The 17,011-nt window shown below is 42.6% G+C and carries 16 protein-coding genes; 2 read left to right on the forward strand and 14 right to left on the reverse strand.

Annotation, left to right across the window (positions count from 1 at the left end):
• Positions 1 to 219 precede the first annotated feature (219 nt).
• From JSQ81_RS11680 to JSQ81_RS11715, 8 genes are all read right to left on the reverse strand, one after another.
• On the reverse strand, positions 220 to 1,578 hold the full coding sequence (locus tag JSQ81_RS11680) for a (Fe-S)-binding protein (RefSeq protein ID WP_212604244.1): 1,359 nt from the start codon (positions 1,576 to 1,578) through the stop codon (positions 220 to 222).
• A gap of 1 nt (position 1,579) precedes the next feature.
• Positions 1,580 to 2,986: a glycolate oxidase subunit GlcD gene (gene glcD / locus JSQ81_RS11685; RefSeq protein ID WP_212604245.1), complete on the reverse strand. Its 1,407-nt coding sequence runs from the start codon at positions 2,984 to 2,986 to the stop codon at positions 1,580 to 1,582.
• A 13-nt stretch (positions 2,987 to 2,999) separates the two neighbouring features.
• Positions 3,000 to 3,710 carry a LutC/YkgG family protein gene (locus JSQ81_RS11690; RefSeq protein ID WP_212604246.1) on the reverse strand — a complete coding sequence of 237 codons (711 nt, stop codon included), beginning with the start codon at positions 3,708 to 3,710 and terminating at the stop codon, positions 3,000 to 3,002.
• Complete coding sequence (locus tag JSQ81_RS11695) at positions 3,707 to 5,131, reverse strand: LutB/LldF family L-lactate oxidation iron-sulfur protein (RefSeq protein WP_212604247.1); 1,425 nt, start codon at positions 5,129 to 5,131, stop codon at positions 3,707 to 3,709. The genes JSQ81_RS11690 and JSQ81_RS11695 overlap by 4 nt, the downstream gene beginning before the upstream one ends.
• Before the next feature lie 15 nt (positions 5,132 to 5,146).
• A complete protein-coding gene (locus JSQ81_RS11700; RefSeq protein ID WP_212604248.1) occupies positions 5,147 to 5,866 on the reverse strand; it encodes a (Fe-S)-binding protein in 720 nt (239 codons plus the stop codon).
• Between the two features lie 14 nt (positions 5,867 to 5,880).
• Positions 5,881 to 6,597 (reverse strand): FadR/GntR family transcriptional regulator, encoded by a 717-nt coding sequence (locus JSQ81_RS11705; RefSeq protein WP_212604249.1) that lies wholly within the window; start codon positions 6,595 to 6,597, stop codon positions 5,881 to 5,883.
• Between the two features lie 83 nt (positions 6,598 to 6,680).
• Complete coding sequence (locus JSQ81_RS11710; protein WP_212604250.1) at positions 6,681 to 8,267, reverse strand: L-lactate permease; 1,587 nt, start codon at positions 8,265 to 8,267, stop codon at positions 6,681 to 6,683.
• A gap of 325 nt (positions 8,268 to 8,592) precedes the next feature.
• Positions 8,593 to 9,453, reverse strand: a complete 861-nt coding sequence (locus JSQ81_RS11715) for a dimethylarginine dimethylaminohydrolase family protein (protein ID WP_212604251.1) — start codon at positions 9,451 to 9,453, stop codon at positions 8,593 to 8,595.
• 167 nt (positions 9,454 to 9,620) lie between these two features.
• Here JSQ81_RS11715 and JSQ81_RS11720 point away from each other — a divergent pair, with 167 nt between their 5' ends.
• Positions 9,621 to 10,355 carry a YqcI/YcgG family protein gene (locus JSQ81_RS11720; RefSeq protein ID WP_212604252.1) on the forward strand — a complete coding sequence of 245 codons (735 nt, stop codon included), beginning with the start codon at positions 9,621 to 9,623 and terminating at the stop codon, positions 10,353 to 10,355.
• Positions 10,356 to 10,572: 217 nt separating this feature from the next.
• Here the strand turns inward: JSQ81_RS11720 and JSQ81_RS11725 are convergent, their stop codons facing one another.
• The 6 genes from JSQ81_RS11725 to JSQ81_RS11750 all read right to left on the reverse strand — a co-directional run bounded on the left by JSQ81_RS11725 (position 10,573) and on the right by JSQ81_RS11750 (position 14,865).
• A complete protein-coding gene (locus JSQ81_RS11725; protein ID WP_212604253.1) occupies positions 10,573 to 10,971 on the reverse strand; it encodes a type II toxin-antitoxin system death-on-curing family toxin in 399 nt (132 codons plus the stop codon).
• Positions 10,971 to 11,249, reverse strand: a complete 279-nt coding sequence (locus JSQ81_RS11730; protein ID WP_249336527.1) for an AbrB/MazE/SpoVT family DNA-binding domain-containing protein — start codon at positions 11,247 to 11,249, stop codon at positions 10,971 to 10,973. Before JSQ81_RS11730 ends, JSQ81_RS11725 begins: the two co-directional genes overlap by 1 nt.
• 196 nt (positions 11,250 to 11,445) lie before the next feature.
• A complete protein-coding gene (locus tag JSQ81_RS11735) occupies positions 11,446 to 11,970 on the reverse strand; it encodes a GrpB family protein (RefSeq protein WP_212604254.1) in 525 nt (174 codons plus the stop codon).
• A 59-nt stretch (positions 11,971 to 12,029) separates the two neighbouring features.
• Positions 12,030 to 13,340: a D-serine ammonia-lyase gene (locus JSQ81_RS11740; RefSeq protein ID WP_212604255.1), complete on the reverse strand. Its 1,311-nt coding sequence runs from the start codon at positions 13,338 to 13,340 to the stop codon at positions 12,030 to 12,032.
• Between the two features lie 74 nt (positions 13,341 to 13,414).
• Positions 13,415 to 14,305: a serine hydrolase gene (locus JSQ81_RS11745; protein ID WP_212604256.1), complete on the reverse strand. Its 891-nt coding sequence runs from the start codon at positions 14,303 to 14,305 to the stop codon at positions 13,415 to 13,417.
• 398 nt (positions 14,306 to 14,703) lie between these two features.
• Positions 14,704 to 14,865 (reverse strand): hypothetical protein, encoded by a 162-nt coding sequence (locus JSQ81_RS11750; RefSeq protein WP_212604257.1) that lies wholly within the window; start codon positions 14,863 to 14,865, stop codon positions 14,704 to 14,706.
• A 107-nt stretch (positions 14,866 to 14,972) separates the two neighbouring features.
• Between JSQ81_RS11750 and JSQ81_RS11755 the strand changes: the two genes are divergently transcribed.
• Positions 14,973 to 16,994, forward strand: coding sequence for an alkaline phosphatase D family protein (locus tag JSQ81_RS11755; RefSeq protein WP_212604258.1), 2,022 nt, complete (start codon positions 14,973 to 14,975; stop codon positions 16,992 to 16,994).
• The last annotated feature ends 17 nt before the right edge of the window (positions 16,995 to 17,011 follow it).

Below are 17,011 nucleotides of genomic sequence, written 5' to 3' on the forward strand. Positions count from 1 at the left end.
AATAAACTAGGGAATATTAACCAGCACCCACTATTAAAAGAGCCCAATTCATTTATGAATTTGGGCGCCAATGTTATATTTGAATAAAAGAAAAAGCCTGGGGGAAACTGTTAAACAGCTTCCTCCAGGCTTTTATCCAAATAGTATATCTGTGAATTTTCTCTCGCATCAGACCAAGATTAATCCACCCCATTGATGTGACTTTCAACTTATTCCCATTTAAACTTTTCGACTAGTACCATTCTGAGTACTTTCGGCGTTTTCATACGCCGTTATGAGCAAATCAACAATATGCACCGCGTCCATTTGATCCGCCAATCCCTCGCGTTCAATTCCGAGCTTCATTTGCAATAAACAGCCGGGGTTCGTCGTTACAATGGTTTTCGCGTTGGTCTTTTTCGTTTGTTCCATTTTATAATCCAAAATTTGCATCGACATGTCAGACTCTACGATGTTATAAATGCCTGCAGATCCACAGCAACGGCCCGCATCATGCATTTCAACAAATGTAACGCCTTCAATCGATTGCAATAATTTACGAGGTTCTAAAAATGTCTTCTGGCCATTTTTCAAATGACAAGAATCTTGGTACGTGACGATTTGGTCATCGAGTCGAAGCGGCAGTTTATCAAATTCAAGTTCGACCAATATGCTTGTGATGTCTTTGATTTTATCGGAAAAGGCTTGCGCCCGTTCGCTCCACTCGGGATCATCTTTTAGAAGATGCCCGTAGTCTACTAGAAATGCACCGCAACCGCCGGCATTCGTGATGATGTAGTCGACTTCGGCCTTTTCAAACGCTTCGATATTGCGCTTGGCCATTTCTTTCGCCCGGTCCTTCTCGCCGCTATGCCCATGCAATGCCCCGCAACAGCCCTGCGTTTCCGGTACGACAATTTCGCATCCTGCATATTGCAATAGCTTTGTCGTTGAATCATTGGTAGACATGAAAATCGTATCCATTAAACAACCTGAGAAAAAGGCGACGTTTTTCTTTCGTTCTCGTAGCGGCGCAAAATGACGTTGTCTTCGTTTCATTTCCTTTTTCTTAGGAACTTCGGGCAACACTTTTTCCATCGTCCGCATCGTTTCCGGGAAAAGGTTCATGATTCCAACTGATCTTGTCACTTTTTGAAGACCAGATCGTTGGTAAAATCCTAGTAAACCGACTGCGCCGATCATTCTGTTGTGATACGGAAATAGATTGTTAAAGAAAATACTTCGCATCGCTTTTTCGGGAAGAGATTGACTGTTCGTTTGATAGATTGCATCTCGTGCTTGTTCGAGTAAATGACCAAAGTTTACGCCCGATGGACAAACGGGTTCGCACGCGCGGCATCCCAAACATAAGTCAATGGACCGTTTCACGTCTTCATCCGGTTCGATGAGCCCATCGACGACACCTTTCATCAATGCGATTCTTCCGCGAGGCGAATTAATCTCTTCTTTTCCAGATTCAATATACGTCGGACAACTCGGTAAGCAAAACCCGCATCGCGTGCAATTCATCAGTTCGTTGTAATCCATTTTCTCTTTGAAACCTTGTTGAATCCGCGCTTTTTCCTCTGTGCTCATCATCTCAAATCACCACCCGATTGCGTTCGGACTTAGAGAAAATTTTACCCGGGTTCATAATATGGTTCGGGTCAATCGCGTTCTTTATCCCGCGCAGCACTTCAACCCCGGCTTCCCCAATTTTCAAATGCAAATAAGGTAATTTCATCGCGCCGACACCATGTTCCCCGGTAATCGTTCCGCCTAGTTCGATCGCTTTATGAAAAATTTCTTCAAATGCTTTTTCAACGAGCGCCATTTCTTCTTCATTACGCGCATCCGTCAAACAAGTCGGGTGAAGATTCCCGTCCCCCGCATGCCCGAATGTACAAATGGTGAGCTGATACTTTTTGGCGATCGCTTCGATTTCACGCACCATTTCCGCGATTTTAGAACGAGGCACGGTCGCATCTTCAAGGATTGTTGTCGGTTTCACTCTTGACAGCGCAGATAATGCCGTTCGCCTTGCGCTTGTTAATGCTTCGGCTTCTGCATCTGTTTTCGCCACACGCACATCGACTGCATTGGTTAATCTGCATATTTCTTCGATTCTTTCCATATCTCGCTCGACTACTTCCGGCGGTCCGTCTTGCTCGATCAACAAAACGGCACCTACATCTGTCGGAAGTCCGATTTGCGCAAAGTCTTCAACGACTCTCACCGTTTGTTGGTCTAAAAACTCAAGCGTTGCCGGGATAATACGGTTTGCAATAATTGCTGACACTGCTTCTGCCGACGTTTCCAAGTCATCGAACAGCGCAAGCATCGTTTTCTTCGTTTCCGGCTTGGGAATTAATTTCAACGTCGCAGCCGTCACGACACCAAGCGTCCCCTCCGACCCGACAAATAATCTCGTCAAGTCATAACCCGCCACGTCTTTGGCCAACTTGCCGCCTGTCTGAATGATTTCCCCGTTCGGCAACACAATTTCCAAGCCCATGACGTAATCTCTCGTCACACCGTATTTCAACCCGCGCAATCCGCCGGCATTTTCGCTAATATTTCCGCCGATTGTTGAAATATGCATGGAGCCTGGATCTGGAGGATAAAACAATCCTTTTTCTTCAGCGGCAGCGATGATATGAGAAGTAATAACGCCCGGTTGGACAGTCATCGTTAAATTCTCTTCATCGATTTCTAGTATTCTATCCATATGTTTAAATAGAAGAACAACCCCACCTTGCAACGGGGTTGTGCCTGCGCTTAAATTCGTACCGGATCCTCTTGGAACAATCGGTATTTTATGTTCGTTACATAGTTTGACGACCGCGGCGACTTCATGCGCATTTCTGGGCGCAACAATGCAATGAGGCATCGCTTGAAAACCGGGCGTTGCGTCGTACGAGTAAGCAAGTAATGACGCCTGATTGTCCTCGACATTTTCTTTTCCAACGAATTGTTCAAACTGTGATTTGATAGTTTCAGAGATCATTGACATTCTCCTTCTATTTATCGTCAACAACAATATAAGTAGCTTCAACAGGCCCGTGCACACCGACAATGAGGTTCATTTCAATGTCCGCACTGTTACTAGGTCCTGATATAAAGCTAACACATGACGAAACTTCACGCCCATTTTTATTCGCTTCGTGAATTTGTTTCACCGCTTGCGTCATACGCGGAACGAGTGTGCTTTTCGGAATGACAACCACATGAACTCTTGGAAGCAAACTGATCGAACGGCCATTATCTTTGTCGTTAAACAACGTAATCGTTCCGGATTCAGCAAGCGTGATTTCACTAAACGTAATTCCGATGTCCGCTTGTTCAGCGAACACTTGGTTTTCCGTTCCGATTGCCGAATCCCAAAGACGCACGTCGACGCCTTCTTGTTTAAGGTCGTCAAATACAACGTCCAACCCGTATTCTTTATTCCGACGGTCATTCGCCGCGAGCACTTTGTTTCCGTCATGCGCTTTGATCGTCGATTTGAGTATATCGGATAATCCAGCAAAATCCGTCTTTTTGAAGTTCGTATGAATGACTTTGCATTGTTGCTCCAACACATCGACTAATTCATCTTGCGAAAGCCCTTCATAGACTTCCCACTGAGGACTCAAACTCCATTTCGGTCGCTCTACGCCAGTTGTGCGACGGGGTCTCCCGAGGGTGTTTGCCAAGTTATCTAAAAAACTTTCACGATTTTGTATCGTCATTGCGACTTTCCTCCTTTTTCCCGTTCTTTAAACCACGAACGAAACGTTTGCTGACTAGGAGCAGGAAAATCGCGCTGCGCTGTCCAATTTTTCAACGGACCCGGACCTTTTGTAATATTTTCATCTTTCGTCCACGGTTTTAATGCCGTACGCGCCAACTTGGAACTTAATTTATAAGCGGCTGGGTGGGTCGACCACTTAACAAATCCATTCATCGCAATTTTTTCACCCATCGGCGCCATATTTTTCTCAACCATGATTTCCCGATGGCGAATTAACTGCTCGTGCAGCGGAATTTTCACGGGACATACATCTGTACAAGCACCGCACAACGTAGAAGCATGCGGAAGTTCTTTATGATTTTCATAGCCGTCCAGTAAAGGCGTCAAAACTGCGCCAATCGGTCCCGGATAAATCGATCCGTAAGCATGGCCACCAATATGTCGGTACACCGGGCAAACGTTAATGCATGCCGCACAACGGATGCAGTGCAGCGCTGATTGGAATTCAGTGCCTAAAATTTTAGACCTTCCGTTATCGACGATGACTAAATGGAATTCCTCAGGACCGTCAATCTCCCCTGCTAAACGCGTTCCAGTAATCCCCGTAATATAACTTGTTAATTTTTGACCGACTGCAGATCTTGTCAGCAAACTGACTAAAACATCAAGTTCTTCCCATGTAGGCACGATTCGTTCCAAGCCCATAACCGAGATTTGCGTGTCAGGCAAGGTCGTTGCTAGTCGCGCGTTTCCTTCATTCGTCACGAAAGTTACCGCACCTGATTCAGCAACAGCAAAGTTGCAGCCCGTTATGCCGATATCAGCCGACAAAAAGTCTTTTCTTAATTCTTCACGTGCAAATAAACCAAGTTCTTCAGGCGTGTTTGATTTATCATAGCCCCTTTTATTGGTGAAGGTATCTTTAATTTGGTCTCTATTTAAATGCAGCGCTGGTGTCACAATATGCGACGGTACATCGCCGTCTAATTGCAAAATCCATTCGCCCAAGTCCGTTTCAATGACTTCCGAGCCGGCTTCTTCCAACGCTTTGTTTAATCCGATCTCTTCTGTCACCATCGATTTTGACTTCACGACTTTTTTACCGTTTTTTCTTTTTATGACTTCTTTAATATATTCATTGGCCTCATCTGCAGTTGCAGCAAAAAATACTTGGCCACCGCGTTTTGCAACGTTATCACTCAATTGTTGAAGGTAGTAATCAATGTTTTCCAACGTATGCGAGCGTATTTCTTCACCCAAAGTACGCCAATCTTCCCAGTTTCCCAATTCCTCTGTCGCGACGCCTCGTCGACCTCTGAAACGGCCTTGAGCGGAAGCAACTGAATTCAACATAAAGTCATTTTCGATTCCTTCTTGAACGCGCGTTTCAAACGAAGGATTTCCGATACGAATACCCATCTAAATCACACTCCTTCACTTAACTGTGTTTAATATTTCAGCAAGATGAACGACTTTCACATTTCGTCCTTCTCTTGATAACCGACCTCCGATATTCATCAAACAAGCCATGTCTCCACCGACCAAATACTCCGCTTCTGTTTCAACGACATGATCCGCTTTTTCTTGAACCATTTGCCCCGAAATCACGGAGTTTTTAACAGCGAACGTTCCACCAAACCCGCAACAATCCTCACCATGCGGAAGTTCGACGAGATCCACGCCTTCAACATGTTGCAACAGTTGAACAGGCGCCGCTTTCACCCCTAAGATTCGAGTCATATGACAGGAAGGGTGATACGTCACTCTTCCTTTGAACGTTGAGCCGACATCGACAATTCCCAACACTTCGACGAGAAACTGCGTAAGCTCAAACGTTTTTGCAGCAAGCTTTCTTGCTTCTTCTTCCCATTCGGGATCTCCGCGAAAAATCGCTTCATAACCTCTTAACATCGCTACGCAAGAACCAGACGGACCAACAACATATTCTGAATCCCGGAAAACTTTCATCATATGCTTCATCGTTGCTTTCGTATTTTCCAAATACCCGCTGTTGTAAGCCGGTTGACCGCAACAAGTTTGCGTATCAGGGAAATCCACCTCGCACCCGAACCTTTCCAAAATTTCCACCGTGTCTTTCCCGACATTCGACGTCATAATATCCGCCATGCATGTTATAAACAAAGAAACTTTCATCTCGTTCACCTCTACTATTCTCTAAACTTCATATACTTTTCCAATGACTTTTCGACATTCGTTAAATGTTCCAACATGAATTGATAAGCTTTTTTCGGTTCTCTCGCTTTGATCGCGTCATAGATCATTTGGTGTTCATGAATAAGTGAAACCGTTTTTTGCTCCGAATAAATTAACACTTCTCGCGTCTCTCTTAAAACACTGACCATCACTTCAGAGACTGACCGCATCAAATGAATGAGAATGTCATTATGCGTCGCATTCGCAATCGCCATGTGAAAACGCATATCAGCGTCTTCGCCAATTTCACCATTTGTTTGCGCCTGTTTCATCTCTTCAATGGCTTCTTGGAGTGGTATTAGATCTTCCTCTTTATGGTGGAGCGCAGCTGATCTCGCAGCCCCTACTTCAAGAACTTTACGCACTTCATACAATTCTTTGATGTCTTCCATTTTCATTAATAACCCTGCATTAACCGGCAAGGCAAAATTCGACGCATCAAATTGCGTGATAAAAGTCCCTTCGCCTTGTCGCATCACAACTAATCCCATCGCCCGCAAACCGCTCAGCGCTTCTCTTACCGCAGAACGACTCACATCAAAACTTTTTGCTAATTGCTCTATAGAATCTATTTTATCGCCAGGTTTTAACTCGCCATTTTTTATCATGTTGATCAGTGCATCCGCAACTTCTTCATAAATCTTCTTGATTTGAATTCGTTTATTTCCCATTATTTTCTCTCCCAATCTAGCAATAATTCCTACTTCAAACTTTACTGGATAAAAAGACATATTGGAAGAGACGATTGGTTTCATTACATGAGCGAAAGAATGACAAACCCGCCAATTCCCGCCAATAAACAATAAAGTAATGAAGGAATTATTGTTTTACGAATAATATCGCCTTCTTTGCCCGACAAACCAACGACAGCCGAAGCAGCAACGACATTATGAACACAAATCATATTACCCGCTGCAGCCCCGATAATTTGACCCGCCAAGATAACATTCGTACTAAGTCCAGTTTGCTGAGCAATACTGAACTGAACCGGTGAAAAGGTCAAAGTGGAAACGGTTGCACTTCCTGTAATAAACGCCCCCAACGCACCAAGGAATGGCGCGACAAAAACCCATACAGGACCGAAAGTACCTGCCAACGCTTCCGCAATATATTGAGGCATGCTGATTAGATCTTTCACGTTCATTCCCGAATTCGTAAAAACTTGCACTAAAGCAAGCGTGAATAGCAACGCAAAACTTGCAGCCTTAATCGAAATCAATGAATCTTTACTCGCTTTGGTAAAATTGCTAAATGATTTTCTTTGGATCAGAACTGCTAAAATTGCAGCTAATATGAGAATCGTCCCCGGTGAATATAAAACTTCCCATCCCGAATTCACATCTTCAACGCCAATAACATCACGCCATGTTAAATCGACTGCAGATAAAGCAAAATCCTTAACCGCCGGAACGATACGTGTGAGCAACAATAACACGACCACAACCAAGTACGGAGCCCACGCAGTCAGTAAACCCATCTTCGACTTTTCCGTTTTTAATTCAAAACCGTCGCGAAGCGCATCTTTCCACTCCGTTTTCGGCATAAGAAAACCAGCTTTTGCCGTTCCCGCCGCAAGTACTAAACCTGTTAACGATGCTAGAATTGAAACAAATTCCGGACCGAAAAGCGTTGCATATAAAAATGCAGATGACGTGTATCCAATCCCGACAAGTAACGTCCAAGGAAGTAATGCAAATGCATCTGACAAACCTTTCTTTTTACCGAAAAACACCGTTAAAATAACGATTAGAATGAACGGGATAAACGTTCCCGCGAAAAAGTCCAACATCGTTATTTTCTTTGCTACATCATGATAAAGCGCTAAGTCAGCCCCAGGAAGATTACTCAATCCCACAACGACCGGCGTCCCGACTGCTCCGAACGGAACTGACGCACTATCCGCGATCAAAGCTAAAACCGCTGCCGCCATCGGATGAAACCCTAACGCAAACATCAAAGGACCTACAACCGCTGCCGGCGTTCCGAACCCAGCAGCTCCTTCAATTAAAGCGCCAAATAAAAATCCGACAATAACGACCTGCACGCGCATATCGCCTGAAATACTTTGGAACCCTTGGTTAATACGAGCAACCGCTCCTGTATTCGTAAGCGTATTTAATAATACAACCGCTCCAAATAGTATTAAAAGAATCGTTAACGCCTTATGTCCACCTTGCAAAATAGACGCTAAAACGATTTTACCTTCCATCCCCCACACCGTAAGCCCCAACAGGATCACGATAATTGAGCTGAAAAACATTCCTTTTAGCGCTGACATTCTCAAGATTACTAGAAAAAATAATGGCGCAATAATTGCCGTTAGTGCTACAAGTAATAACAAATTAATTCCTCCTTTGTTGACGTTGCCTCGTTTTTGTAATGTCTTATCATAAGGTCATCTGATGACTTAGATTAAAACTTAATGTCTGCCGCATGAATTTTAAAATGTATGTGTTCTATGTAATCGTTTTCACAGCTGACCTATAGTATACCGCAGATTGGCTAACGTGACAAAACTATTTTTCTTTCCTCATTGAATTTTCTAAAATATATAGCCAGAAATCATATTAACAATCAAGTTATTGAATTGCAAGACATTTTTCGATTTTACTTCATTTCAGGCATAAAAAAACCTCACTTTTTATTAGTGAGGTTCTACATCCGATTTAGTCCCTTTCAACCGGCATCGAGCAACATCTAAATGATCCGCCAGACTTGATAATTTCGGAAAAATCGACTTCGATGACGTTGAAGCCGAAGTCTCGCATTTTTTTATTCACATCGGTGTTTTGCGGTTGACTGAACACTTTTTTGTCTCCAATCGAAAGGACATTCGTGCCCAACGTAAATTGTTCTTCTTCGGATACTTCCATAAGCGTATATCTGTCAGCAAGCATCTTGACCGTTTCATCGTCCAAGGCTTTCGGGAATATAAGGGCGACTCTTGGCGATAGTATGTTAAATACACAGTCCAAGTGCAAGTATTTTTCGTTAAACGGAATTGGAATGACTTCATGATCTGGAAGCTTTTCTGATAATTTGCGAACAGCATCCATACTCGTTCGGCTGCTAATTCCCACGAATACAGTGTGACGATCGATGATGACGTCGCCGCCTTCTATTTTATTCGTGCGAAGTTTATTATATAAAGTGTTCGTCGATTGCAACCATCTTTCAAGCGTCTTTTCTTCACCTTCGCGAATCTCGCTCCCCATTTCAGCGATGAATATATCATCACCTAACGTAAAACCGATATCGCGCGTGAAAACTTGTTCGGGAAATTGCTCAGACGCTGGCAATCGAATGACTTCGACATCATGCTCTTCCAGTTTTTCAATAAAAGCGTCATGTTGTTTTTTAGCAATATTTTTGTTTATGTTTTCATCTTTATATTGTTCTTGAACCTCATTGATCACTTCTTGAATTTTCATATACTTCGGCTCGCAAACAATCACACGTTGCAGCGTATCGTATTCGCTTTGACAGCCTGTTGAAGTGTTCGGTTCAGCTTCCTTTGGGGGTTTCATTTTGAATGTCCTCCGATTAATTTATATTTGTCCATTAATAGGAATTCCCTATTCTTCAATTTCCAAACGCAATATGCTGAAATCGTTTCATTTCCCTCTAGGCGGGTACCAATAAAAGAGCAATGAATATACTTATATAACAGCTTCTATTGGAACGGAGGAACATTATGATTAAGATTGGCAAGGATTTACTCGAAAAAAAGGACTTCGAAACAAGAGATGATTTACCCGAATGGCTTATCAATGAATATCAAACATTTCATAATATCGTGACTGATAAAACGTTTCCTTGCTACTTTGGAATGGCGGGAGAATTAGGCGGCGAATTGCGATATGGCTACATAACGCAAGATGACTGGTCTAATTTACCGAGTATCTTGAAATCATTTTTATCACTTTTCGATAATCCCAAACATAAAAGGCATGGCTTATTCGTATTTGTCGAACCCTTCAAAGTTGAAGGATCTATTGAAGACTACCGAAAACAATTTTGGGACATCTTGCAGTATTTGCATGATGTTGATGAAGTCGAGTGGCCAGCGGATAGTCCGCGCGATCCGAATCATTATTTATGGGATTTCCGATTCCACGGCGAGCCGATATTCGCATTCGGCAATGCACCGGCCTATAAACAACGAAAGACACGGCATTTGGGAAATTCCATGGTGATCGGTTTCCAACCGCGTAAGATTTTTGAAGGATTAAAAGGAACGGAAAAAGGCGGGATTATGTCACGCGAAAAAGTACGCAGGCGCGTCGAGGTGTGGGATCAATTGCCGAAGCATCCAGATATCAGCCATTTTGGTGATCCAACGCATAATGAATGGAAGCAATTTTTTATCGGAGATGATAGTGAACCGATTGTTGGGAAATGTCCGTTTTTGCATAGGGAAATGAAGTAAAAGCTGCCTGGGATGCCGGCTTTTTTGATTGTGGTGATTTGCTTGCACTTGGGGGCGGTTTGGTTGCACTCTGGTGGGTTTTGCTTGCACTTGAACGTGTTTTGGTTGCACTCATAGGGTGTTTGCTTGCACTCAAATGGATTTGCTTGCAAGTCGGGACTGTGTGCCCACAATAAATTGATCTAGAAAATCAAAAAAACCACAACGATGCGAGGTTTTAATGCTTCATAATTCCAAATGAATAAGTTTCAATAAAGTTAACCATATCTTCAAATTCATATATACCATTGACAGTATCAACTACAAAATCAGCAGTTTCCTTTTGTGGAGGCATGAATGAATAACCGTTGTAGTGTAGAAACTGCCTTAACGCAACTAAAGCCGTTCTTTTATTGGCATTATGAAAACAATGATTTTTAGCGATTGATTCAAAAAGGGCTGCAGCCTTCGAGAACACATCAGGGTAAGCTTCTTCGCCAAAAGCACTTTGCATTGGCCTATGAACGGCCGAGCCTAACAATAAAGGTTCCTTTACGCCTTTAATCTCCAGAGGCGAATACCGATCAATGAGAAAAAAATTGAGCGCAATTATTTCCTGTGACGTTAAGTATCGCATTATCGATCCTTCAATTCTTTTAGTGTGGCGTCGTACATTTCCACTGTCTCATTCAAAACATCAAAGAAATCTTCAGAAATTCCAACTGGATATTCTACTGCTTTTATTTTCTTTATTACTAATTCATCTTTCCTCATTTCCACTTGGACATCGTCGCCCTTCGATACTTTTAAATAGTTCAGCATTTCAGAGGATAGCGTCAAACCTAATGAGTTTCCAATTTGTGTTATTCTTCTTGATTGAGTTCGGGTTTCAACTTGTTCTTCATTCATTTTCATTAAATTCTCCTTCCCATTAATAACGTTATAACTATTATAACATTATAATTCATTGTCGTAAAGGTATCTATCACGAAATCTGCACTTTACGCGACTAAAAAACATAATTGAAAACACGATTACTTAGACACAATAAGTTATCTGATTTCGAATAAAAAGACTGAAAACCATTGATTGGTTTTCAGTCTTTTTAATTTCAATCTTTTAATACACCTAAAATAAATCGCTCTTTATAATTCGTATAATCATCCATATCCCCAGTTTCATTCTGAATATAATTCGCTTTTAATTCTTCATATTCTTTTCTTAATGCCTGTGACGAATTAAGTTTGTCGCGGAATAATATCAAGTCATTCCACTTTTCACCTCTATAATCCACCATATGAATAATATGAGTTTTGACATCAAATGTTTCATTATTATCAAATTTAGCCAAAACAATTTCATCCTCTAACACTACACGAAGACGATAAAAGCTGATCTCTTGTAGACTTCTAAAAATATGAGATGGAACATTATTTACATCATCTACGCCAACAGCAAAATCAATCATCGGTTTTGCTTTAATCCCTTTGATGGATGTGCTGCCGATATGTTCAATGCGGTTGATGTCTATGCTAGTTGCTTCATGGATTTCTTTTTGCGTTTTTAAGAATTCCTCTTTCCAACCTTCTTGCGGTTCAACTAATTTAATTTCCCCTCTGTTCAATCCTAAGATCACTTTACCGACTCCCCCTATTTCCTTGTCTTTTTTTGTCGATTTCCCGGGAAATGCGCTAGTTATTTTCCGCCCATCTCATAATACAGGTCCATTTCGGTCTGTGGAACCATGCCGCCGCCTGTTGCCCAAACGATATGTGTTGCATTCGGTGAATTTGCATCTTCACTATTTCCCCGAATCGTATTTATAGGTCCAATCATCCCTGCCAGTGCAGAAGGCTCGAGTCGAATGCCTTCCGTATCAACAAGTGTTTTCAAGAGTTTGAAAAGTTCTTCATCTTGAATGGTATAAATTGCCGATAATAATGGCTCCATAGTTTTCCCTGCATGGTGAGAAGGCCTGCCTACCGCAAGACCGTCCGCCGCCGTCAAATTACTGAGGCCGAAGTCTTGAACGGAAACTTTTTCGTGCAGCCTTGTCATCATTCCAAGCAGGACAGACGGCGAGTGCGTTGGTTCCGCGAAGAAACAATGCACATTGTCGCCGAAGATGAGTTTCAACCCGAACGCCACACCACCCGGGCTTCCGCCCACTCCGCAAGGCAAGTAAACAAAAAGCGGGTTCTTCTCATCGACGATTGTTCCGCGTTCTTTCAATTGAGAAGCAATCCGCTCGCCCGCAACCGCATAGCCGAAAAATAAATCATAAGAGTTTTCATCATCGATAAAATAGCAAGTCGGATCCTCTTCTGCTAGTCGACGTCCTTCGTTTATCGCTACACTAAAATCATAAGGATATTCGACAACAATGACGCCTTTTTCCCGTAGAAGATTCTTCTTCCACTGTTTTGCATCTGCCGACATATGAACCGTCACGTGGAATCCAAGTTTCGCGCTCATAATTCCGATGCTGAGTCCAAGATTTCCCGTGGAACCGACGGCGATTTTATGTTTTGCAAATAAGTCTTTGAATTCCTGCCCCGCCATTTTCGCGTAGTCATCTTCTTTTGTTAGCAACCCGTGTTCTAACGCAAGCGTTTCTGCATGCTTAAGCACTTCATATATTCCGCCGCGTGATTTAATGGAACCTGATATCGGCATTGCGTTATCTTGTTTTAACAGAAGTTCGCCAGGAATCTTAACCCCGTAGTTCTGTTCAAGTTCTTTTTTCATAGTTGGTATAGCAGTCAATGGAGATTCAAGAATTCCATTCGAATCCTGAGTTTCAGGAAAAACAAGTTCAATATATGGCGCGAAACGTTTCAAACGTTCGGAAGCTTCTTTCACATCCGCCGCCGTCACTGTCACCTTTGTAAGTCCTGTTTTAGTTGACTCCAGTAAGGGATTTTCCCAAAAGACTACTTCCTCGTTCATTATGTTTCCGATTAGCGGCAACTTTTTTTGCCACATATTCGTATCTACTTCACTCATGGTCTCGCTCCCTTTTCAGAATGATCTATGATTAGTATACCATTCTGGGCGATTTGCAATCCTGTCCCAACCTTTTATTGATTCACAACAAATTGAGCAATCAGTTCTTCGGTCAGTTGAAATTTAGGATTTGTCTTATCATTTCCGTCTGCTTCAACGTCCATCACAACAGATATAATGCGCCGCCCGTCGAAAACTCCCGTGCTCGTGAAGCAAGGTCCCGCCATTTCTGTATAACCCGTCTTCATGCCGTCTATTTCTCCCACAGCCATCGGCATGCCCGGCAACATTGAATTCGTGCTCCAAAGCTGATGACCATCGGTTGTTGTGAAGTTCGTTATTTTCGTGAAATCAAGCACTTCAGGATATTTGGCAATTAATTGCTGTGCGATTATCGAAACGTCTTTCGCAGAAGAAAGATTCGTTTCATCCTTACTTTTTCCAACATAGTCTCCGTCCAGCCCGCTCGCGTTATAGAAAATTGTTTTCTTTAGCTTAAAAGCCTTAGCTTGCTTATTCATAAGGTCAACAAAAGCCTCTTCAGATCCACTCACCATTTCCGCAAGCGCAATTGCCGCGTCATTCGCAGAAGTTACGGTCATCGCCGTGAAAAGCTCTTTCACAGTATATGTACGATTATTCGACATGCCCAATCTAACAACAGCCGATTCACTAGTCATTTCGCGAACATACTCACTCGGACTATATTCACTATTCCAAGACAATGAACCATTCTGAATAGAATTCAACACCAAGTATTGCGTCATCATTTTAGACATGCTCGCAATAGGCAATGATTCAGTACTATTTTCCTCGTACAAAACCTTCCCCGTCTCCGCGTCGATTAAAATAATCGCCTTAGCCTTCACACCAAAATCATGGGGATCAGTTGTAGGAATATCATTTTTAAAAGCCAGCGTAAAGCCAATAATTAGTATGAGTACAATAAATAGAAACTTCTTCATGTAAACACGCCTTTTCGATTATTCGTTATCTTTATCTTAGCCACTGAAACTGAAGAATCTCACAGTTAATTCATGAAGAATTCCTTAAGATTTGCAAATTTATTTATATAAACCCGCATATAGTGAACATAGTTGATTGGAGTGGAGGGCGGCGACTCCAGCGGAATCAGCGAGAAAGTCGAGACCCTGGACTGAGCGTAGCGAGGGAAGCGGCTCGGCGCTCGCCCGCAGGAAAATGATAAAAGTTGAAGGAGGCGGTTAGATGCGACAAGCATAAGACGAATTAACGGAGTGGCGTTTTTTTGCCACGCAGTTAATTTGGCTTATCACTCGAGCATCTGCCTCCAGAGACTAGATAAGCGCCGCCCGCAACGGAAATCAACGGCTTCAGCCATAAGCTATCTCAAAAATAACCAAATCAAAATCAATATAACCCCAAAACCCAACCATAAAGAAGACAACATTCGCTCGCGTTTCTTCTTATCCTCCATACCACGTGTCAAATACCGGATAATTAATTCAGCCACAACCGCAATCATAATAATTATTATCCAATTCATATTCATTCCCCCTATTAATAACCAATTTTAACATATCCCTTTGCACACACCACCGTCATCCAATCCGAATACACTACTGTAATAAGTTAATAATGGTGGTGAATTCGATGGAATTAGCAACAATTCTAGCTGGGCCAATATTACGAAGAGTTGACACGAACTCGGTCACGATTTGGATCGCGACCAGTCGACCCTTCGATATTGATGCAGCAATTTATATGATAAACGAGCGGCTTTCATTGCCCGTACAAACAAATACGACTTCAATTCGCGCAGGGAAAAACTTATTCCTTCACCTTGTTGAAATTAACGGTTTTTTCCCCATGGACACTTTACTCGGCTACAATCTGTATTTCCATGACGGGGAAGACGCCTACGACTTAACGAGCCTCGGTTTAATTTCCGACAACGAGGAACTGTCCATCGCCTATGACGATATCCCTTACCCATCCTTTCACATTCCCGCGAACACCACCTCGAACTTCCTTTATGCATCTTGTCGAAAATTTCACGGAAAGGGTGGTGATTCACTTGTAGCTGGGGATAAAACGATTTGCAACGCACCCAGAAATTTGAAAAGTCGTCCGAGCTCGCTATTCTTACTCGGCGATCAAATCTATGCGGATGACGTAGCGGATCCACTTTTCCCGGTTATTCAATCAGTTGTGGAATGCCTCGCATTTAAAGATGAAAATTTAGCGCAAGTAGAACCTCGTCTCGCTGGATATCCTTTTAATAAATTAATCCAGAAAATTAACGGCCGCCAATTCAGCATGGAACAATTTTGTCAATTCACATCAGCTAGTATGAGTAATCACTTAATGACGTTTGGTGAATATGCTGCGATGTATCTATTGTCATGGGGACCGGCGTTATGGGAAACAGCATATATTCCAACATTCGAGGAAGTCGTGGAAAAGGGACATTACCATTTTATCTTCCCGAATGATAAAACCGAAATTGTAAAATGCGAGAAAAGCTATAATCGGCAAACGGAAGACCTTCTTCAAACCATCGGAAATCTGCACCAGGTTCGCAGACTACTAGCAAACGTGCCGACGTACATGATTTTCGATGACCATGATGTAACGGACGATTGGAATGTGTCTCAAAAATGGCAGGAAAATGTTTCGCGGTCACCTTTAGGCAAACACGTTATTGCAAACGGATTATGTGCATATTGGGCTTTTCAAGGCTGGGGCAATGAGCCACAACGGTTCGAGGAGGCGTTCCTACAGTCGATGGAAGATCATTTAGACAGGTTCGTTGCCGGCACACCCGCCTATGAAGAATGGACCCGACGGCTTTGGACATTCACGCATTGGCATTTTGTCGCGCCGACTAAACCCGCTGCGCTATTTCTAGATACGCGGACAAAGCGTTCCTTTGACGACGCGCCGCAATCCGTGAAAGTCGGTTGGATGTTCAAAGAAAATGTTCAGGCGCCTAGATTGATTGGTCCTAAAGGATGGCAAAGGATAGCCAGGACACTTTCGTTTTCCGGTTGGAAAAAGAGAGACCCTTTAATCATTATTTCCCCAACGCCGTTGTACGGCATGGGTTTGATAGAATCAGTGCTTCATTCTTATGTCTATCCGCTCCGAGCCATTGGAATACCCGTTCACGAAATGCTCGATTTTGAAGCTTGGAAATATAACGGAAATGGGTTCAGCGATTTTATTCGCTTTATTTTTAAATGGCAGCCTTCCAAGTGCATCATTTTGTCTGGGGAAGTCCATTATGCTTCCGCTGTAAAGTCTCGCGTCGAATCCAAAAGAGGGCGGACGACGGAAATTATCCAGTTCACAAGCAGTCCATCAAATAATATGAGTTTTACCGGCGTATGGGGTTTTCTGATGAAGTCTGCGCTTTGGTGGAATACGCAAAAACGTAAAAGGAAATACATTTCACGACACTGTGATGACTCGTTCACCATTTTAAACGAACGCTATAATGGAGGTAGTCGTCCGGAATGGCAAGAGGAACTCCATTATTTAAAAACAAATAAAGGATCCATTGTCGAGACGAAAAACAATATCGGGCTTTTATCAATCGGTAAGGGAACGATTGAAAATTCACTGCTTCAGATAAAAGGCGAACAAGTAAAGGCTTCAAAATATAAAAGTTAATTAAAACTCCGCCAGAT

Source organism: Sporosarcina sp. Marseille-Q4063 (genome assembly GCF_018309085.1).
Classification (GTDB): Bacteria; Bacillota; Bacilli; order Bacillales_A; family Planococcaceae; genus Sporosarcina.